Source organism: Rodentibacter trehalosifermentans, from assembly GCF_002000545.1.
GTDB classification, from domain to species: Bacteria; Pseudomonadota; Gammaproteobacteria; order Enterobacterales; family Pasteurellaceae; genus Rodentibacter; species Rodentibacter trehalosifermentans.
In genome coordinates this window covers 16,981-32,679 of the sequence record NZ_MLHL01000061.1, presented here as the reverse complement: position 1 = coordinate 32,679, position 15,699 = coordinate 16,981, and the positions used below count along the sequence as shown (strand labels likewise).

At 41.4% G+C, this 15,699-nt stretch carries 30 protein-coding genes; 2 read left to right on the top strand and 28 right to left on the bottom strand.

Going from position 1 to position 15,699, the window contains the following annotated elements:
• Nucleotides 1-7: 7 nt before the first annotated feature.
• The 25 genes from terL to BKK52_RS10535 form a co-directional block, all read right to left on the bottom strand.
• Complete coding sequence (gene terL / locus BKK52_RS10630; protein WP_077478651.1) at nt 8-1,639, bottom strand: phage terminase large subunit; 1,632 nt, start codon at nt 1,637-1,639, stop codon at nt 8-10.
• A 101-nt stretch (nt 1,640-1,740) separates the two neighbouring features.
• Nucleotides 1,741-2,244 carry a DUF1804 family protein gene (locus BKK52_RS10625; RefSeq protein WP_077478650.1) on the bottom strand — a complete coding sequence of 168 codons (504 nt, stop codon included), beginning with the start codon at nt 2,242-2,244 and terminating at the stop codon, nt 1,741-1,743.
• Nucleotide 2,245: 1 nt separating this feature from the next.
• Nucleotides 2,246-2,512, bottom strand: coding sequence for a hypothetical protein (locus BKK52_RS10620; protein WP_077478649.1), 267 nt, complete (start codon nt 2,510-2,512; stop codon nt 2,246-2,248).
• Nucleotides 2,512-2,769 (bottom strand): hypothetical protein, encoded by a 258-nt coding sequence (locus BKK52_RS10615; RefSeq protein WP_077475302.1) that lies wholly within the window; start codon nt 2,767-2,769, stop codon nt 2,512-2,514. The genes BKK52_RS10620 and BKK52_RS10615 overlap by 1 nt, the downstream gene beginning before the upstream one ends.
• The gene (locus tag BKK52_RS14105; protein WP_279626518.1) at nt 2,766-2,897 is read right to left on the bottom strand and encodes a hypothetical protein; all 132 of its coding nucleotides are present in this window, start codon (nt 2,895-2,897) and stop codon (nt 2,766-2,768) included. The genes BKK52_RS10615 and BKK52_RS14105 overlap by 4 nt, the downstream gene beginning before the upstream one ends.
• On the bottom strand, nt 2,890-3,147 hold the full coding sequence (locus tag BKK52_RS10610) for a DUF2681 domain-containing protein (protein WP_077478648.1): 258 nt from the start codon (nt 3,145-3,147) through the stop codon (nt 2,890-2,892). Before BKK52_RS10610 ends, BKK52_RS14105 begins: the two co-directional genes overlap by 8 nt.
• Nucleotides 3,147-3,425 carry a DUF2644 domain-containing protein gene (locus BKK52_RS10605; RefSeq protein WP_077478647.1) on the bottom strand — a complete coding sequence of 93 codons (279 nt, stop codon included), beginning with the start codon at nt 3,423-3,425 and terminating at the stop codon, nt 3,147-3,149. Before BKK52_RS10605 ends, BKK52_RS10610 begins: the two co-directional genes overlap by 1 nt.
• Nucleotides 3,422-3,592: a hypothetical protein gene (locus BKK52_RS13685; protein WP_167367925.1), complete on the bottom strand. Its 171-nt coding sequence runs from the start codon at nt 3,590-3,592 to the stop codon at nt 3,422-3,424. Before BKK52_RS13685 ends, BKK52_RS10605 begins: the two co-directional genes overlap by 4 nt.
• Entirely contained in the window at nt 3,582-4,085 is a 504-nt protein-coding gene (locus BKK52_RS10600) for a glycoside hydrolase family 108 protein (protein WP_077478646.1), read from the bottom strand. Before BKK52_RS10600 ends, BKK52_RS13685 begins: the two co-directional genes overlap by 11 nt.
• A gap of 91 nt (nt 4,086-4,176) precedes the next feature.
• Nucleotides 4,177-4,611, bottom strand: a complete 435-nt coding sequence (locus BKK52_RS10595) for a Mor transcription activator family protein (RefSeq protein ID WP_077478645.1) — start codon at nt 4,609-4,611, stop codon at nt 4,177-4,179.
• 111 nt (nt 4,612-4,722) lie between these two features.
• A complete protein-coding gene (locus BKK52_RS10590) occupies nt 4,723-5,424 on the bottom strand; it encodes a hypothetical protein (protein WP_077478644.1) in 702 nt (233 codons plus the stop codon).
• Between the two features lie 59 nt (nt 5,425-5,483).
• Complete coding sequence (locus BKK52_RS10585; protein WP_077478643.1) at nt 5,484-5,888, bottom strand: gp16 family protein; 405 nt, start codon at nt 5,886-5,888, stop codon at nt 5,484-5,486.
• On the bottom strand, nt 5,881-6,255 hold the full coding sequence (locus BKK52_RS10580) for a hypothetical protein (protein WP_077478642.1): 375 nt from the start codon (nt 6,253-6,255) through the stop codon (nt 5,881-5,883). The genes BKK52_RS10585 and BKK52_RS10580 overlap by 8 nt, the downstream gene beginning before the upstream one ends.
• The gene (locus BKK52_RS10575; RefSeq protein ID WP_077478641.1) at nt 6,242-6,727 is read right to left on the bottom strand and encodes a hypothetical protein; all 486 of its coding nucleotides are present in this window, start codon (nt 6,725-6,727) and stop codon (nt 6,242-6,244) included. The genes BKK52_RS10580 and BKK52_RS10575 overlap by 14 nt, the downstream gene beginning before the upstream one ends.
• An 81-nt stretch (nt 6,728-6,808) precedes the next feature.
• On the bottom strand, nt 6,809-7,057 hold the full coding sequence (locus BKK52_RS10570; protein WP_077478640.1) for a hypothetical protein: 249 nt from the start codon (nt 7,055-7,057) through the stop codon (nt 6,809-6,811).
• Entirely contained in the window at nt 7,054-7,758 is a 705-nt protein-coding gene (locus BKK52_RS10565) for a DUF2786 domain-containing protein (RefSeq protein WP_077478639.1), read from the bottom strand. Before BKK52_RS10565 ends, BKK52_RS10570 begins: the two co-directional genes overlap by 4 nt.
• Before the next feature lie 65 nt (nt 7,759-7,823).
• Nucleotides 7,824-8,201 (bottom strand): hypothetical protein, encoded by a 378-nt coding sequence (locus BKK52_RS10560; RefSeq protein ID WP_077478638.1) that lies wholly within the window; start codon nt 8,199-8,201, stop codon nt 7,824-7,826.
• Between the two features lie 2 nt (nt 8,202-8,203).
• On the bottom strand, nt 8,204-8,374 hold the full coding sequence (locus BKK52_RS13375) for an FMN-dependent NADH-azoreductase (protein ID WP_143531410.1): 171 nt from the start codon (nt 8,372-8,374) through the stop codon (nt 8,204-8,206).
• Nucleotides 8,371-8,529 carry a hypothetical protein gene (locus BKK52_RS13680; RefSeq protein ID WP_167367924.1) on the bottom strand — a complete coding sequence of 53 codons (159 nt, stop codon included), beginning with the start codon at nt 8,527-8,529 and terminating at the stop codon, nt 8,371-8,373. Before BKK52_RS13680 ends, BKK52_RS13375 begins: the two co-directional genes overlap by 4 nt.
• A gap of 9 nt (nt 8,530-8,538) precedes the next feature.
• Nucleotides 8,539-8,736: an ANR family transcriptional regulator gene (locus tag BKK52_RS10555; protein WP_077478637.1), complete on the bottom strand. Its 198-nt coding sequence runs from the start codon at nt 8,734-8,736 to the stop codon at nt 8,539-8,541.
• The gene (locus BKK52_RS13535; RefSeq protein WP_158076045.1) at nt 8,736-8,906 is read right to left on the bottom strand and encodes a hypothetical protein; all 171 of its coding nucleotides are present in this window, start codon (nt 8,904-8,906) and stop codon (nt 8,736-8,738) included. Before BKK52_RS13535 ends, BKK52_RS10555 begins: the two co-directional genes overlap by 1 nt.
• A 158-nt stretch (nt 8,907-9,064) precedes the next feature.
• The gene (locus BKK52_RS10550) at nt 9,065-9,685 is read right to left on the bottom strand and encodes a DUF3164 family protein (protein ID WP_077478636.1); all 621 of its coding nucleotides are present in this window, start codon (nt 9,683-9,685) and stop codon (nt 9,065-9,067) included.
• A gap of 2 nt (nt 9,686-9,687) precedes the next feature.
• Nucleotides 9,688-9,879 (bottom strand): hypothetical protein, encoded by a 192-nt coding sequence (locus BKK52_RS10545; protein WP_077478635.1) that lies wholly within the window; start codon nt 9,877-9,879, stop codon nt 9,688-9,690.
• Nucleotides 9,880-9,888: 9 nt separating this feature from the next.
• Nucleotides 9,889-10,098 (bottom strand): hypothetical protein, encoded by a 210-nt coding sequence (locus BKK52_RS10540; RefSeq protein WP_077478634.1) that lies wholly within the window; start codon nt 10,096-10,098, stop codon nt 9,889-9,891.
• A gap of 10 nt (nt 10,099-10,108) precedes the next feature.
• Entirely contained in the window at nt 10,109-10,990 is an 882-nt protein-coding gene (locus BKK52_RS10535) for an AAA family ATPase (protein WP_077474540.1), read from the bottom strand.
• A gap of 50 nt (nt 10,991-11,040) precedes the next feature.
• Between BKK52_RS10535 and BKK52_RS10530 the strand changes: the two genes are divergently transcribed.
• Nucleotides 11,041-11,412, top strand: coding sequence for a hypothetical protein (locus tag BKK52_RS10530; protein ID WP_077478633.1), 372 nt, complete (start codon nt 11,041-11,043; stop codon nt 11,410-11,412).
• 161 nt (nt 11,413-11,573) lie between these two features.
• On the opposite strand, the gene BKK52_RS10525 is transcribed toward BKK52_RS10530, so the two are convergent.
• Together BKK52_RS10525 and BKK52_RS10520 are read right to left on the bottom strand one after the other, a co-directional pair.
• Entirely contained in the window at nt 11,574-13,523 is a 1,950-nt protein-coding gene (locus tag BKK52_RS10525) for a Mu transposase C-terminal domain-containing protein (protein ID WP_077478632.1), read from the bottom strand.
• Nucleotides 13,514-13,744 carry a helix-turn-helix domain-containing protein gene (locus BKK52_RS10520; RefSeq protein WP_077474537.1) on the bottom strand — a complete coding sequence of 77 codons (231 nt, stop codon included), beginning with the start codon at nt 13,742-13,744 and terminating at the stop codon, nt 13,514-13,516. The genes BKK52_RS10525 and BKK52_RS10520 overlap by 10 nt, the downstream gene beginning before the upstream one ends.
• A 240-nt stretch (nt 13,745-13,984) precedes the next feature.
• On the opposite strand from BKK52_RS10520, the gene BKK52_RS10515 reads away from it, so the two are divergent.
• Nucleotides 13,985-14,467, top strand: a complete 483-nt coding sequence (locus BKK52_RS10515; RefSeq protein WP_077474536.1) for a DNA-binding protein — start codon at nt 13,985-13,987, stop codon at nt 14,465-14,467.
• 353 nt (nt 14,468-14,820) lie between these two features.
• Here the strand turns inward: BKK52_RS10515 and BKK52_RS10510 are convergent, their stop codons facing one another.
• Entirely contained in the window at nt 14,821-15,693 is an 873-nt protein-coding gene (locus tag BKK52_RS10510) for a LysR family transcriptional regulator (protein ID WP_158076044.1), read from the bottom strand.
• Nucleotides 15,694-15,699: the final 6 nt, after the last annotated feature.

The following is a 15,699-nucleotide window of genomic DNA, read 5'->3' as shown; positions in this document are numbered from 1 at the left end:
TCCCACCTTAACTGCGCCAAATACTGTATAAATCATCCAACTCATCATCACCTTCCAAATCATTTAACCCCACCCATTCAATCGGGGCCGAGTTCGTCACCGCATTACGCCATAACATCTCCAAAGCATCCGGGCCATCATCATGGTCGGCTTTCGGAAAATGTCGTAACTGAGCAATGAGTGTGGCTTGCGAGGCATGGAGTAAAATCAATCCATTCGCCATGTGAGGCTGTAAACTTTCGATACGCAACATCTTGTCCGTGTTCGGTTTGGTTGCCGTGGCCGGAACCGGACAACCCCGTTGAGCCGAACGTTTTACCAACTCATCTTTTAAAAATTCCTGAAACTGTACGGTTTCCACAAACCAACGCTGACAGCGGTATTGACGTTGCAAACGGATCACATCTTCAATGATTAAATCGGGCAAACGCTTTTTCACCTGCGCTTCGACCACATATAATTTGCCTGTGGAGCGTTGATACCCCCCGACTAAAATCGCAGAAGGGTCACGACTTGCCCCGGCTTTTCCCATTGAGGGGTCAAGTGCGCCAAAATAAATCAAATCATCCGGCAATTCCGTCCAGTAAATGAGACTATTGGCGAACATTGCATCATCACTGCTTAAGGGGTCATTTTGATATTCCGAGTCAAAGGTGGCATGTCCATCACGAGCCCGAATTTTCATTAACGTCAAAATCGGACGTGCCGCCCAACTGACCTCCGCCCCTTTATCCATTGCCGCTTTATTTGCCTGATAAAAGGCATCCGCGACCGCTTCGCCCTCGTTAAGATAAAAATCTTCCCATTTATCCCATAACGCCATGTCATCAGGCTGTTTGATTAAGGCTTTAAATTTAGCGGTTTTCCACGCCTTACTTGCCAACGTGCGGTTTAATACACTGTCGTAATGTAAGATTGTCCCGATATACACCACATCTAACTTATCACCCGCCGCACCGAGTGGAAGCACGGTTTTCTTCAACCAATCATGCAATTTATCCCGTTGTTCAGGGCTTCTGACTTGTTCATCATTTTCTATGTCGTCCAGCACCACAAGATCAGGACGATATGCGCCATGGCGTAATCCCCGTAATTTTTTACCCGAACCTGCCACTTGCACTTTCTGATTAGCTTTTGTGATAATTGTTGCCGCCTGCCAAACTCGCCCTTGTCCTGCCATTTCAGGAAAGTCAATTTTCAATCGTTGGTTAAATTCCAGTTCCACTTTAATGGCTTCAAGCATAGGGTAAGCTTGGTCGATACTGTCCATCACAATCAGGGCATAGCGTTTTTTCTGTGTAACGAGGCAATAAAGCGTAAACAACTGCGACACTAAAGTAGATTTAGCCTCGCCACGGGGTGCAGCTATCGCTAAATGTACTGATGTGGGTTGCTGCAGAGTGAGGGGTAATTGCTCAAAAAGATAATTGTGCAACTGCGAACGACTACTTGAGCGCACATAATGCGGAAAATAATTCGACACAAAAAAGTCATAGCCCGAAACTGGATCTAATACTTTTTTACGCCGTGCAACCACCGCTTCGGGTGTGTCGTCCCACCCGTCAAAAGAGGCTTCTAATTTTTGACGCAGGCTGTCCGCATACGCGGCTAATTCTTTTAGAAAATCTTTGCTTTTCATTTAATCACTCGCCAATATCGCAAAAAATACCCACCAACCCCAATCCCCACCATCACGGGCAGAAAGACAGGCAGCAATGACAAAAATAAAAGAGACAAGGTTCACTTCTTAAACTCCTTTTCGACCAGTTCGCCAAATCCTTTTAGTGCGTTAATAAAAGGCTCCATTAATGCGGTATGGTGTTGATTAATATATTCACCGAATAATTCAACGGTTCGCATTGCTACAGCCAATTCTGACACCTCCGGCAACAACCGCTTACTGCTTGCCACCATTTTGGCGTAGGAATCGCCTAAGCCTTGGATGAGTTTGGCTTTATCACTCACCGGCAAATTTTCCGCTTGGCGGAGTTCTTCCATGGTATTTTCAAAATAAAGCACAAAGGTGGTTAGCATACCTCGTGCTACATCTTCCACTTTACCGCTTGCCATGGTGTTGGCATCACGGACTTTATCCCAATTATCCCCACGGGCTTCGGCTTCACGTTTCCAACGGCGAGCCGTGTTATAAGAGACTTTCGCTTTCTCTGCTGCCGTTTCGAGGGTTAAACAATCAAACACATAGTAACGGCGCACTTCCGCTTTCGTTTTCTCATCGTGAGCCATATCAGCCTCCAAACTTGGCTTTGATTAATTCAAACCCAACAGAAACCAATAAACCGCTCAACCCACCCACAACGGCGGCTTTTACACCTAACTTAGCTAAATTTTTTTCTACCTTTGCCAAGCGCACATCAATATCATCCACTCGTCCGTCTAACCGGTCGATTTTATGACCGACTTGCCGTGTCAAACTTAAAATTTCATCTAACTTAGCGTTGGTTTGCTCTTTTTCTGCTAATTGCTCTAAGCGTTTTCGCTCTCTTGCCGACATTATTTATCCGCCTTTAAATCTAACTTTTTATTGATTTCTTTTAACTGACTCCGAATTTCCGTGAGCACTTCGTGCATGTGATGATCTTTTACACTGGCCAACTCTTTGCTCTGAAATTCACGGTACATTTTTTCTTCCAATAGCTGGATAGATTTCTCATTGTCTTGCACTTTCTCATTCACTGATTTCCATGCCCAAGCGACAAGACTGATAATCAACGTCGTACCAAGCCCGATAAACCATTTATCATCCATCATTGTCCCTCCTTACCTGCACAAATTTCCCGATAGGTGTCGTTATGCACTTTAATTTGGCGTAGGGTTTCAGTGGTATCTTGCCGACTGGCTGAAATCAACGAAAAACCGGCACAACTTGGATTAATCACGGAGATCGCCCGATTGTTGCAAGCTGTCAATAAGAGAAGAGCGGTCAGCATGACGACTGTTTTCTTCATGATTTTTCCTTGTTTCATAATGTTTGACTTTCGTCTCGGAGACGGATTTTTCTTGTTCTAATGTCGCATTGGTTTTTAATAAACGGTCAATTTCACGGCCTGCCCGGTGCAATTTATGCCCAATATAGCCAACCACCATCAGCCCACCGATAATGGCTAATAACATCATTTGAATATTCATCAAATCCCCCTCGGTCTGTCTTCAGGTTCGGCTTGAGAGGTTGTTTCTGATTTCGCTCGCTCACGAGATTGAAATGCCGCCACTGCACCTTTCGTTGCGGCAGAACCGCCACAGAAACAAGCAAAATAAAAATACAAATCCGTGGTGATAGCTCGGTCTAAATACACCGAATAAATCAACACGCCCGCCATCACTAAAAAGCCAAAAAACTGGATAAAACCCGTGGTACTGGCTCGTCCGTCATTATTGGTAAATAACTCAACAAACTTATTACTCATTGGCTCAACCTCCACATAATCACTTCCGCCGGAGTAGGTTTACCACGGCGGACATAACTCCACGCATTTTTACTAAAAAAGTGCGGTCGATAAGCTAACGGTTTTTGACGACGTTGAAAAAATCGGTTAAAAACCCGTTTAAATACACCTAAAAATCTAAACTTCATTGTCCATTGCTCCGTATTTCAAATTTCCTGCCACACGACGTACCCAACCTTTTCCAAAGGTCGCAAAAGTGGATAATTTGCAGTAAAACTCCAAACGCTCTGCATTCAAACGCATAATCACATCAGAAACTGCCATTTTCTTGATTGCTGTAAGGGTGAAATTACCAATCACACCGTCATCCGCCACATTGACTGCACGTTGCAACATTCGGCTAGCATTGCCTAAACCGTGATTGACCGCTGTATCAAAAAATTGATACGCCACGGCCGATGGCATTTTTTCGCACTGATAACGCACCCAAAATGCGGAATGATAAATTTTAAATGCTTGTTCACGGGTCATAGAACGCATTGCGCCCATATAGCCGTTTTCCTGTGCCGTGCGTTTTGTGATCCCCCAGTTTGTTTCACCACCGGGGTCACGTGGATCATTGACATAACCGCCCTCATGTCCGATAAGGCGATCGAAAATTTGCTGAAAAGTTAAAGACATAAAAAAATACCCTCATTCGTTGTCAGAATTGAGGGTATTGTGTAATAAAAAGATTGCGTTGAATGGAGGAGGGAGTTCCACACGCCGACACTTAAAAAAGTGTAGCTTGTTGATGTTGATAGGGGGACATTGACTGAAGTGTGCGAACAATATCCCATGCATGGCGGTCAGAAAGTTGGTATTTTTTACAAAGCTCTAACATTGCCATACGCCCGCTTTTTTTCTCTTGTTGCGTAATAAAATCAAAATCGGCTTTTAGTCGCTCATTGCGTAATAAACGCAATGCCACTTCACAGCGAGGAATATAAACCCGCTCCGACTTAAAATAACGGCGCAATTTCACCGCACTTTCCAGCCCAATTAAGGCTTTGAGTTTAGGGAAATACACTTTACCATCGGAAAAAAGAAAGTTCACCCCACCAAATTGATGAACAATTTTCTCTACATCATTAAACCCAACCAGCTCCACCATTTCTAACACCACGTCCGGCAGACAATCGGCAACACGTTCAAATTGAGACTGCATAATCACCCCCTGTCAAATCACATTTTGGCGCAATTTAACACGAGATTTTTAAAAGTTAGGAATTTTGGTAGGAGAAAGATGAAAAAAAATCCCGCACGGGACGGGATTTTATTAGAACTTTTCAGTTGGTCTCTCATTAGTCGAGACACTGAGTTTGGGTAATGATATTTTTAGTACCACTAAGTAACTTTCACCATTAATACTATTAACATCCATTTCAATAAAACGAGTATCTTTAGGTAATTGTTCGACAATTTCTTGAGAAGATGAAAACTTTCGTCCAGCTCTCAAAATAGAATCCAGTTTGTCTTTTTCCAAATAAAATAACTTCTGAGATGTTGATTTTTTGGATTCTAAAATATCTAACTTAGGATCGGTATTATTGACTTTATAACCGACCTTAGCTGATTCAAACATATCATCAAAGATGTTTGCTTTTCCCTCTTTATCTTCTACTTGATAAAGAACAAATCCTGATTTGAGAACTCCCCTAAACAATTCCCAAAAATCAGCTCGACTAATGAACCCATCGGTTGTGTTAAGTATAATTCCATTCGTTTTATTCTTCTCTAAGGTAATCACTATGTTAAATTTGATACCATAAAGCGATTCGTATCCCTCGGGCGCACAAATTTTTACTCCAGTATCAAATTGACACTTTCCAAAGTATCGAAATTGCTTAGTAAATTCACTTTTGTGCATATCAAAGGGATAGTCTTTAAAAATTTTAATGTCATTTTTCCCATCACTAAAAAGCCCAGCATTAGCAATCAGCGGAAAAGAAAATATTACTAAAAGGAGTAATTTTTTCATTATTTTCTCCAATAAAAAAGGCTCAAAAGAGCCTTTAATTTACACCTACCTACCCATTTTCACAACGCCTTTTTATTGCGATCATACACCGACAACATCTGCACCACCTTTTTCAACTGCCAAGGGTGCAACCAATGCACAAAATCCACTTTAAAGGAACGTTTAGCAATACCATCTGCATATTCCTTTGGTAAGCCGTGTTTTGCCAAAAGTGCGGTAATTTTTGCCAAATAAACTTTCTTATCTTCCTTTGGTACTGGGCGGTTTCCCCAAAATTTTGACTGTGCTTTAAAGCCTTTCTTCACCATTTCTCCCAATACCTTGTGTAATTCCTCTGCCGCCATTGCCGCACAACTGCTTTTACCCGTAAGATTGGCAAGGAATTGACGATAAGTTTCTTCATCAAGCCCCAACTGTTTTTTACCGATATGGATCTTAGCCATTAAACTTTTACGATTAAGCATTTATTTTGACCCCCGTTAAGATTTCTCGTAATTTTTGACACATTTCATTGTTACGTTTGCGATCTTCTTCAGTCATTTTCCGCTCAATCATTAATGTTTCAGGGTAATCTTTCGGTAAACGCTCAACCAACATTTTAGGATTAGGAAATCTGTCGCACTCTGCATAAAGTCGCATAAAGGCTTTCTCAATGCGAGGTTTATCCCGCTCTTTTACCCACTTAGTACCCATCCCCTTGGTGAGAGCCAATACCCACACTTGAGCCGTTTTTACAATGATTTCTTCCGGTGGCGTATTGGGTAATCTTAGCGTCACAAGCCCCATTAGCCCTTTTGCAATGACAGCATTTAACCAATCATCCTTTTCCATTTGCAAACTCCGCTAAATTCGCCAATGCCTGACCGGTTTTACTGCTTAATGGAGCCTGTTGATGGGATTTCGCCGCAACGTTTATTGCCGGCTCAAGGGATTGCCCTTGCCATTTACTCATCACTTCCAACAAATAAGCATGCCCGACTAATGGGCGTTTAATATTATGACGACCATTAAGCACCGTGTTAAACCCATAAATCCATGCATCTAGAGGTGCAGCATAAACCTGCCCGTTGCGGGAAAATTCGCCCTGTTGGACTAAAGTCATTAATTCCCCCAATAACTTTGCGACACGATTCATCGCAAGGGCTGACGTTCCCGGGCGAAATAGTGCCAAATACTGCACAGCTAACCGCCCAAATTCACCGTTAAATTGCATTGCCGTCATCACCGCCTGTGTTGCTTGTTCATGCTGTAACAACACATCAAGCGATAGCACCGCCCCACAAGCAGGGCATTTACATTTCATCTTTAAACCTCGTTTAAATCATATTTAAAACACATTATTCAGCCCACTTAAAGTGCGGTTAAAATGGGCTGTAAATGGGTTTTAATAATCCCGTGCCTTTTGTACATCAATCGTAATTTTACCCACGCCGATGAGAGCATCATCTTTCCAACGAATCACATCCGCTACCGTGATATTAATCCCTATTTTTCTTAGCTTTTCTACATCAGTGCGAACCTGTTTTTGAAAGCGAAACCATTCTTTAAAATCCGCTAAGAATCGTTCAAACTGCTTATCATCAAGCACCAAAATATCTGTCACCTGTTTAAATTCATAAATCTGCTCTGTCATTGTTTTACTCCTAATTTAACTGTTTCTTTCCCGTTTACACCATGATTCAGTGTAACTTGTTGTCCTTGTCTGTAGCCTGCGCTTTGTGATGCACCGTAATCTCTCGTGTCACCGGCTGATCGCACTTTGAGTTCACTCCACTTTTCATTCTCAAATATTGAGGTTTTATAGTGATCCACTTTTTGTTTTTCTTCCGGTGTCATTGCAAATTGCTTCACATTTTGATTCACGCCGACAACCCATCCCTCACAAAAACGGTCACCCCGTGAAATAAGTGTACTGCGTTTCAGGCGTTTGCTTTGCGTATCTAAGAACGCTTTACGTGCAGTTTGCAATTTGCGATACAACACATCAAAACAATATGACGCAACTTCAGGACGCTCATCTATACCGAAAAATACGATATGCATCTTATTTTCACACCAATCTTCCCCAGGATATTGATTACAAAGATACGCATCTACGCCGAATGCTTTTTTAACTATTGCGATTAACATGTGTACATAGCGGGCTGATTTAATCGCAGTTTTTTGCTTTGTATGAGCTTGACTAAATTCAACCTGTGCTTGATTAATCCGGTTTTCTGCCATTAGTTTTTGTGCCATAGCTAACGCACTTGCCGCTTCATGTGGATTAGTTGATTTACTCAATGCCAGTAGTTTTTTGATTTTCCTAAGCAGTTTGTCTTTGTTGCTTTTCATTTTTCTCCTGTCGTAAAACACATTATTCAGCCCACTTGATGTGGTAAATGGGCTGTAAATGGGTTTTAATCAGCTAATGCGATAAGCTCATCAATCCTTGGATCTTCCATAAAAATACGCTTACTTAAATCAATTAAAGTTCGTCCGATGATATCCTTAATTTCAGTTTCAGCGCTTACTTCCCATTCATCATCAGTACATTGTTTAAAATCAAAATGTAATTTGTGTGAAAATACGGACTCAATGTTTGGATCAACACGTTCAAGTGCTAACCAACCGGCACGGACAACAGCAACCAATTTGAACATCATTAAATTCATCATATCCTTAACATAATTATTCGGATGATTTCGATATGCTGCGCTGACATTAAATGTCAAATCATCCTCTGCCGTTGTTACATTAATTTCTAATGTCACTAAATAATGCTTTGCATTGTTCATCCTCATTCCCCCAACACCGGCGCAACCTTCCACGCCACTGATTTCATTTCCCGACTTGCCCGATGCAATAATTTCAACGCATCATTATTTTTCTCTTCCAACACATTATCTTTGGCAATTTCTAATAAAGTTTGAATATCGACAATTTGCTGGGCTATATCTGTTTTTTTCATACTTCTTCCCCCTCAATCACATTGTCAATTTCTACAATCACACCCGTTAACTGCGGTGCGGTGTTTAAATCACAAAGTTCAATCGCTTGTTCTAAACTTTCAGCTCTCATTTTTACTTCAATGACGTCATACAGACGTACGATATAATCACTCATAAAATTCTCCTAAAACGGTTCTCTCAATACACGTTCACAAAATGCGGCACGATGCTTGCACCATGCCTTATTTTTAACGCCCGGCGCATTTAATTCTGCGATTGCCCATTGCTCTTTAGCGTCCTGTAATTTGCCTTTACGCTCATTTTTTGCCGCTTGTGAGCTGTAATACTTAAAGCGGTCGAATTTATTGATGTTTTTATTCATTACTCATCCTCTTCTTTTGGTAGTGCATAATTAATTCTAAATTTAAAATCAACGCCATATTGCTCGGCTATCTCATTGAATATTTCGATAGCGTAGGCTTTTGCGTCTTCTTCATTTTCTGCCTCTGTATCAAAATCACAGATGGCATTAATGTTTACGCTGTAAATCATCATTTTCTCCTATGGGTTAAAACACTTTATAAACGCCCCTTAAAGCGAGTTTAAAGAGCGTTGAAAAGGGTTTTATATTTACTCTCTAGACCCCAAATAAGCCAACCAACCAAGAAATATCAATATCATTGCAAGGCTAATGACAAAATAAATCATCCCTACACCCCCGCCACATCTAACGCAATCGGCACATACTGATCGCTTTCGCCCACCCGCTCATAAAGCCGCACATAGGCTTTAGAACTCACCACTTGCACACTTTCGCTAATGGCTTGCATGGCGTTCTGCCAGCGTGCATCTTGAATATCCACACGGCGTAAACCTAAAATGCGAGAAGTGTTTAAATTGCCTTCTTTATCCACGTCAAAAGCACGTTCAATTAAGGCTTTTAATTCAGGGCGAGAGCCTTCCGACCATTCACTTAAACATTCATCAATCAACACTTTCGCCGCTTGAATACGTTCATCAAATTGCAGATGATCATTGATGGCACGCTGAATTTTATATTTACCGTCATAGCTAAATAACGTGATATTGCCTTTTGTACCGCCCACTTTGGCTTGATATTTTTCCGCAGAGAGTTCAATAAACGCCTGAATATCATCAAAAATCCCGCCTTTAAATTCGCCAATGGCTTGGCTGACTGTTTTGCCTTTGCCAATCCATTCCAACACCAAGGCATCACGCTCTTTATCAATCTCTTTTACTAATTCATCCGGCGTTAAATTGCCCTTGGCATCACGCCAATAGGTTTTACCTTCAATCACTACTTTTGCCATTTTTACACCTCTTCTTTATCTAGTTTGATCACAATTAACCGTTTATTGGATTGTTTCCGCCACGCACCTTTTTGTGCGCTCATGCTTTGTACTGTTTTCGGGCGTACGCCCAGTTTCTTTGCTAATTCTTCCGCTGTGCCGTCGCCTAAGTTCTCTTCACCCCGATAGACGGCATAAATTTGACGACGTGCCATTATTCCTCCTTACCAATACACCGTTACACCTTGTTCAGTTGCCATATTTCGCACCGTTCTTACGCCATTGTTATAAGTTGTCATTTGCACTGCTTTCTGCATTAAACGGTGGCTAGGATTTAAAATCACCATACGAGGGAAACGCCCGTCTTTACTTGCCACAATCTGCACACCCTCACGTCTTAATGCATACGCCACACGGTTCATTTGTTCGCTCATTGTCTGCTCCTTAACCCATCAACACTTTGCTATATTCTTCAATCATCTCGTAAGTAATATTGCATTCATTAATCTCTGCCAATCGCACTACACCTTTAATTAAGTTACTCAAACGGCGTGCATTGCCTTTACTAAACCGAATAAATGCCGCATTAAATTCATCTGTCCCTAAAGCAGTTTGGGTCAGCAACGCCAAATCTTTTTCCGGCAAGGCATTGCCTAAATCTAGTCGGTTGGTGACACGGCTATGTAACTGAGCCAACTCGCCATTTTTGCCGCTCAAATTCACTAATAAACGGGGCATACCCGCAAGCACCACGCCAATTTGGGTTTTATCCTGCAAGCGGCGCACAAATTCCAATGAACGGGTTGAAAGCAATTCCGCCTCATCAATCACCAATAAACGTTCAGATCCCTCCAACTTTTCAATGATCTTTTCAAATACATCATTATTTGAGCCTTGCGTCGCCACGCCACAGCCTTCCGCAATTTTGCGCAATAACACTTTTGTGGTGTAACTCGGATCCGTTTCAATAAAGATGGCTGAAGAGTGGTTTTTGACATACTCTTTTAATAGCTGGGTTTTGCCTAAACCTGCTGCGCCAAAAATCACCACGGTTTCCCCTTCCGTATGAGCAACTTCCATCGCTTCCATCCCTTTGCGAGCCAACAAAGTCGGCACAAATTGACGGTTATAACGCACATTCAAAATCTTCTTATCTTGACGTGATAAATACTCCGCCACCTTGTCATCAAGGCGTTGCACATCCCCTTGATACTGCCCATTCAAATAAAGACTTACCGTCCCCACCGACACCGCCAATGCCTGTGCAATTTGTTTTTGATTCATTTTGTTTGCTTTCATAAAGGCTTTTAATTCTTGGCTTTTCATTTTTCGCTCCGCTATAATTTGTAAAATTCATTCACGCTAAGGAAATCGCTATGTCCAGAATTGATGAACTTGAAAAAAAATTTGCAAAACTTGAAACTGAAATCGAAGGCTTAAAAGATGAATGTATGTATCTTCGCGCTATCTTGGCAGATTTATTACAATCTGCTGTTGAACAATCCGCTATCTCTCCGGATTTCATCGTGCAAAAATTGCAAGACTATCAATATTCACCCCTTAGCTGGATCAGCAAGGCTGACAATCCGCAAATGTGCCAACGTCATCTTGCGATTCTAAAAGAATTTGCTGACGCGATTTACCTTGGCATTGCTCCTCGTAAAAAGCCTTTAAAGGATGCGGAAACTGCCAATAAGATAAAGGCGGTTCAGGCGAATATCGACAAAGCTCTGGGTCAGCCTCGATGAACCGGTTAAGTTCATTTTCAATCTTTGTCGCACGTATCAGAATTTGTTGAGCGCACGCTTTTTCTTGTTCGGTTTGGCTATCACACACTCGCAAATAACGGAAAAGCAATTCACGTAATTCACGATTTAATTCATTGGCTTGATTATTCATCTTTAACTCCTTACTCATTCACTAACTTCTTTTCCGCTTCCCATATTTCCTTATCCACTTTGTTTAAGAAAATCGGCGTAGGCTCTTCTTTCGGTTTGGCTTTGGTGAGTAGCAACTCAAAGCTCGGTTGATGTTCAATGGTATGAACCGGTTGTAACTCACGGCTATTACGCTCAATTTTCTTCTCAAGACGTTTATTTGCCGCTTTAATGCTTTTCTCACGCGCTTGCTCTATCACACTCGGTGCAAAAGCTGCTTTTCTGTTACCATTTAACTCGGCTCGGCAAATCCATCTGCCATCCATTGTTTTAACAATCACATAACTCGGATCGTGAATATCAAAACCCACTCGTACTTTATCGCCATGATATTCCGCCAATTCAGTGCTGAAATAACGGTTGGTAAACAATTCAATCTCACCACGTGCCACTGTACGAATTTCTTCCGGTCGGAATAACAACTCACATTCAAAGCTTGTCAGTAATCGACGTTCCGGATGTTCATGTTCCATAATCCAGTCTCGATATTCCGCCGGACTAAAATTTTTCCCATCGACTTTTTTCGGTAATTCACTATGTGGAGTATGGTTGTATTCTTCAAACACCCGCTCAACATCAGCAATAAACTGTTCCCAACGGGGCATCTTGTTATAAAACCGTTTCTGTTCCGCCGTTAATGCTTTGCCTTTTTCAATAGCATTGACCGCACTTTCAATTTTTCGGTGTATCAAATGCGCCATACTTTTATCCACCGTTTTCGCCACCGAGGTTTCATATTCTTTGGCGAGGGGAATTAATGTAGTTTCCCAAAGCCGCTCAATTAAACCCCGTCCTTGTGGATTGCCCGGTCGTCCGGTTTTGTGGGTAATTCCTAAGCGGGCAAATAAACCGGTGATTTCACAGTCCAACCGCTTATTTTTTTCCCCGCCACCGTTATCGGAGTAATAAATCAACGGTAATCCGTAGCGTTCAATCGCATGTCTTAGTGCGTCTCCCACGGCAATCACGCTTTCTGATTTAGCCAAACTCCAGCCCACTAAATAACGGGTGCGTCCATCAATAATTGCTGTCACTTCCGGCTGAAAACCGTGAGCATGATCAGGATGTCGCACTTTGGCTTTAAAACCATGTCCATCCCCTACATAAATCTCAAAGAGTCCAAATACTTCCCAGTCCCGCCGATTTACCGGCATTTTTTGGGCATAGGCTGCACCGGTCAGTCTGCCACGTTGCAATACAATTTCAGGCACTTCACTCATCACACGTCGGACTTGATGAAGACTTGGCTTTTCACCATCATAGGCAGCAATAAAACGTTTATAAGCATGTGCCACAGTGATCCCGGTGAATGTTTGATAAAAAGGGAGAAAATCACGCATCCAAATGTGTTCATTCCATGCTTTTTTTCTTCGCCCAAGTGCTTTCGGTACAAGGGACTTCAAACGCTCTTCTGCGGTTTCCGCTTTCTCATAAGCCAACACCCATTCATATAACGTACGTTCACTTAAAGATAAGCCATTGCGCGGTTTCGCATTGGCTATACGCACCATATCTAGCACAACGTCCGGTAAAGTACTGAGTTTCACCTGATCACACACCAATCGCACTAATTTTCGCCGTTGACATTTTTTCGTCCCTTCTTGTTGCAACACATAACGTGCAACAGCCATACGTGCATCGGAAATATTAATTTGCTTCTCACTACAAGTTCGTAAATTTAACGTATCACGACCTTGAGGCAATGCCGGTTTCGGCTTATTTTCCACAGTTTTAATGGCAAATTTAAGGCGAATGGCTTCTTGAGCTTCATCTGGTAAAGTAGAAAGTAAATATTCATAAGCATTTTTAGCTCCTTGTTTTTTTCTTCTCTGCCAGTTTTCTAATTTGGCTTTTTTGGTTATTCCTTGAACACTATTTGGCAACCCTCCAAGACCTAGAATATTTTTTATTTCTACCCACATAATCGGCTCTCCCGTTCCGCGTAGCGTGCAGCCCAAATCTCTTTAGGATCCACGCCAATAGCATCAGCAATAATTCGTTCCCCTTTGGGATAACTCACCCGTAACGCATTTTTTAACGTGGAAGGAGCTAATCCCGACTTCACTGAAAGCGAATTCAACGTAATATTTCGCTCGTGTAGCTCATAAACAATTCGCTTCCGACTCCAATCTTTTTTCTGCATAAACCTCTCCTTGCATTTAAATTAAACTTACTTTGGGTTAAACTCTGGTGTAAAACGTCAGTGTTACCTTATGGAATAAGTCAAGTTTAAGTTAATCCCTAAGGTTAAGTCAAGAGATTAAGTTAGACTTTTTTGAGATTTTTTGAATTTAAAATTTAACCATTTGATATTAAATGAAAAATATTTTTTACACTCAAAGAATGCTTAACTTAACCCAAGTTTAAGTTAGAGGTATTTAAGATGATCCAAGAATGGTATGAAATTAAAGAGTTACTTGAGGTAGGAGGGTTAGCTACAACTGTTCAAGGAATAACCAAAAAAGCCAAATTAGAAAACTGGCAGAGACGTAGAAAGAAAGGTGTAAAAGGAAATGTTTTTGAATATTATGTAGGTGATATGCCCAAGGCAGTGCAACAAGCCCTAGGGTTTGAAAGCAACCCCCCCCAACAATCTCAGAAACCGCAAGAAATTACCGTAGAGCAGGCTTTAGCAGTACTCCAAAAAGCCTTAAACGAATTACCGAAAGAAACAGAAAACCGAAGTATTGAGCGCAACAACGCCGATTTCACTGCCATAGAATGCCACTTGGTAAAATGTTTCCGTAAAGCAAGCGAAGAGGGGAAAGAAGCTATTCTTTCAACCGCAGAGACAATGGCTGCATTACAAGAGAAAAAAGAAACAACGACACAGCTATTTGAGAATAGTGAGTTAAATGTCGCTTAATAGCAAAATCTCGTGCGATTATCACGATTCCTGAGCAAAATTCCCCACACAAAACTCCCAGATTTCACCTAGACGTACCAAAATCGACTAGAAAACCAACAAAAAAGGCGATTTCCACCACAGAAACCGCCTTTTTTAAAAACAAGGGCAAATTTTAAATCTTATTTTTATCTTATTTAAACCTGTTTTAAAATGAACTTTAAAATTTTAAAACCGTTTAAAAACCACCAATCCATCAACAATTTTTATGCAAAATAAAACCCGATTTTCGCCCATTTTTCACCAATCCCCACCATTTTTATTTTTTGCATAAAATTCCCATCAAAAAACACCAAAGCCCCACCACACAAGCCTCAAGCCAATTTTTTCGGGCCAAATTTTTTCTTTTTCTTTATGCAAATATTGTTACTACCCCATATTTGGCTGGAAATTTCCACGTCGGGAAAAATTCGAACTAGTTTTCCTGTTAGCAACTCATCTGCTACCGCCCAATCGGGCATCATCAGCACGCCCATTTTGTTTATGGTCGCTTGAATTAAGGTATCCGCATTATTGCTTACAAGGGTTTCTTGTGCTGAAATCGGTTGCCATTTACCTTCTATTTTTGCCAACCATCGTAGCATTCCAGTGTGTCCACGATAAAACAAGCCGTCAAGTGCGGTTAAATCCGACCAAGTTTTTGGCGTACCTTTTTCCGTCAGATAATCAGGAGAAGCTACCAGAAAATATTGCTGTTTAGCAATAATTTTTGCTTTGAGCGTGTTGTCTATAAGGGTGTTAATGCGAACCAAAATATCCGTACTGTCTGACATAGGATCGACAAATCGATCGGTTTGCGTTAGCTGAATATTTAGTTTTGGGTAACGTTGTTTTAATTCTGACAAGTGCTTGGCGATATGTTTTTGCCCGAATAATACCGGTACGTTGAGTCGAACTGTACCACTAATTTCTTCACTTTGATTATGGATTTTCAGCATTGCGTTATCAAATAACCGCAACATTTGTGTTGCAGTCTCAGCAAATTGCAACCCGAGGTCGGTCGGCGTAATTGCCCTTGTGTTGCGGTAAAACAAAGCTGTGCCTAAGTTTTCCTCTAATTGTTTTAACTGACGGGAAACCAACGAGGCTGATAAATCTTCTACACGAGCCACCTCGGAAATATTTTTCGTTTCAAGAACTTTAAGAAAAAGGCGAAGCTGTTGGAGGTTGATGTTATTGGCGATCATATTTTG

What these genes read in the sequence shown, in the direction of transcription:
- terL (WP_077478651.1), bottom strand. Translation starts at nt 1,639, where the DNA reads ATGAAAAGCAAAGATTTTCTAAAAGAATTAGCCGCGTATGCGGACAGC.
- BKK52_RS10625 (WP_077478650.1), bottom strand. Translation starts at nt 2,244, where the DNA reads ATGGCTCACGATGAGAAAACGAAAGCGGAAGTGCGCCGTTACTATGTG.
- BKK52_RS10620 (WP_077478649.1), bottom strand. Translation starts at nt 2,512, where the DNA reads ATGTCGGCAAGAGAGCGAAAACGCTTAGAGCAATTAGCAGAAAAAGAG.
- BKK52_RS10615 (WP_077475302.1), bottom strand. Translation starts at nt 2,769, where the DNA reads ATGATGGATGATAAATGGTTTATCGGGCTTGGTACGACGTTGATTATC.
- BKK52_RS10610 (WP_077478648.1), bottom strand. Translation starts at nt 3,147, where the DNA reads ATGAATATTCAAATGATGTTATTAGCCATTATCGGTGGGCTGATGGTG.
- BKK52_RS10605 (WP_077478647.1), bottom strand. Translation starts at nt 3,425, where the DNA reads ATGAGTAATAAGTTTGTTGAGTTATTTACCAATAATGACGGACGAGCC.
- BKK52_RS13685 (WP_167367925.1), bottom strand. Translation starts at nt 3,592, where the DNA reads ATGAAGTTTAGATTTTTAGGTGTATTTAAACGGGTTTTTAACCGATTT.
- BKK52_RS10600 (WP_077478646.1), bottom strand. Translation starts at nt 4,085, where the DNA reads ATGTCTTTAACTTTTCAGCAAATTTTCGATCGCCTTATCGGACATGAG.
- BKK52_RS10595 (WP_077478645.1), bottom strand. Translation starts at nt 4,611, where the DNA reads ATGCAGTCTCAATTTGAACGTGTTGCCGATTGTCTGCCGGACGTGGTG.
- BKK52_RS10590 (WP_077478644.1), bottom strand. Translation starts at nt 5,424, where the DNA reads ATGAAAAAATTACTCCTTTTAGTAATATTTTCTTTTCCGCTGATTGCT.
- BKK52_RS10585 (WP_077478643.1), bottom strand. Translation starts at nt 5,888, where the DNA reads ATGCTTAATCGTAAAAGTTTAATGGCTAAGATCCATATCGGTAAAAAA.
- BKK52_RS10580 (WP_077478642.1), bottom strand. Translation starts at nt 6,255, where the DNA reads ATGGAAAAGGATGATTGGTTAAATGCTGTCATTGCAAAAGGGCTAATG.
- BKK52_RS10575 (WP_077478641.1), bottom strand. Translation starts at nt 6,727, where the DNA reads ATGAAATGTAAATGCCCTGCTTGTGGGGCGGTGCTATCGCTTGATGTG.
- BKK52_RS10570 (WP_077478640.1), bottom strand. Translation starts at nt 7,057, where the DNA reads ATGACAGAGCAGATTTATGAATTTAAACAGGTGACAGATATTTTGGTG.
- BKK52_RS10565 (WP_077478639.1), bottom strand. Translation starts at nt 7,758, where the DNA reads ATGAAAAGCAACAAAGACAAACTGCTTAGGAAAATCAAAAAACTACTG.
- BKK52_RS10560 (WP_077478638.1), bottom strand. Translation starts at nt 8,201, where the DNA reads ATGAACAATGCAAAGCATTATTTAGTGACATTAGAAATTAATGTAACA.
- BKK52_RS13375 (WP_143531410.1), bottom strand. Translation starts at nt 8,374, where the DNA reads ATGAAAAAAACAGATATAGCCCAGCAAATTGTCGATATTCAAACTTTA.
- BKK52_RS13680 (WP_167367924.1), bottom strand. Translation starts at nt 8,529, where the DNA reads ATGAGTGATTATATCGTACGTCTGTATGACGTCATTGAAGTAAAAATG.
- BKK52_RS10555 (WP_077478637.1), bottom strand. Translation starts at nt 8,736, where the DNA reads ATGAATAAAAACATCAATAAATTCGACCGCTTTAAGTATTACAGCTCA.
- BKK52_RS13535 (WP_158076045.1), bottom strand. Translation starts at nt 8,906, where the DNA reads ATGATTTACAGCGTAAACATTAATGCCATCTGTGATTTTGATACAGAG.
- BKK52_RS10550 (WP_077478636.1), bottom strand. Translation starts at nt 9,685, where the DNA reads ATGGCAAAAGTAGTGATTGAAGGTAAAACCTATTGGCGTGATGCCAAG.
- BKK52_RS10545 (WP_077478635.1), bottom strand. Translation starts at nt 9,879, where the DNA reads ATGGCACGTCGTCAAATTTATGCCGTCTATCGGGGTGAAGAGAACTTA.
- BKK52_RS10540 (WP_077478634.1), bottom strand. Translation starts at nt 10,098, where the DNA reads ATGAGCGAACAAATGAACCGTGTGGCGTATGCATTAAGACGTGAGGGT.
- BKK52_RS10535 (WP_077474540.1), bottom strand. Translation starts at nt 10,990, where the DNA reads ATGAAAAGCCAAGAATTAAAAGCCTTTATGAAAGCAAACAAAATGAAT.
- BKK52_RS10530 (WP_077478633.1), top strand. Translation starts at nt 11,041, where the DNA reads ATGTCCAGAATTGATGAACTTGAAAAAAAATTTGCAAAACTTGAAACT.
- BKK52_RS10525 (WP_077478632.1), bottom strand. Translation starts at nt 13,523, where the DNA reads ATGTGGGTAGAAATAAAAAATATTCTAGGTCTTGGAGGGTTGCCAAAT.
- BKK52_RS10520 (WP_077474537.1), bottom strand. Translation starts at nt 13,744, where the DNA reads ATGCAGAAAAAAGATTGGAGTCGGAAGCGAATTGTTTATGAGCTACAC.
- BKK52_RS10515 (WP_077474536.1), top strand. Translation starts at nt 13,985, where the DNA reads ATGATCCAAGAATGGTATGAAATTAAAGAGTTACTTGAGGTAGGAGGG.
- BKK52_RS10510 (WP_158076044.1), bottom strand. Translation starts at nt 15,693, where the DNA reads ATGATCGCCAATAACATCAACCTCCAACAGCTTCGCCTTTTTCTTAAA.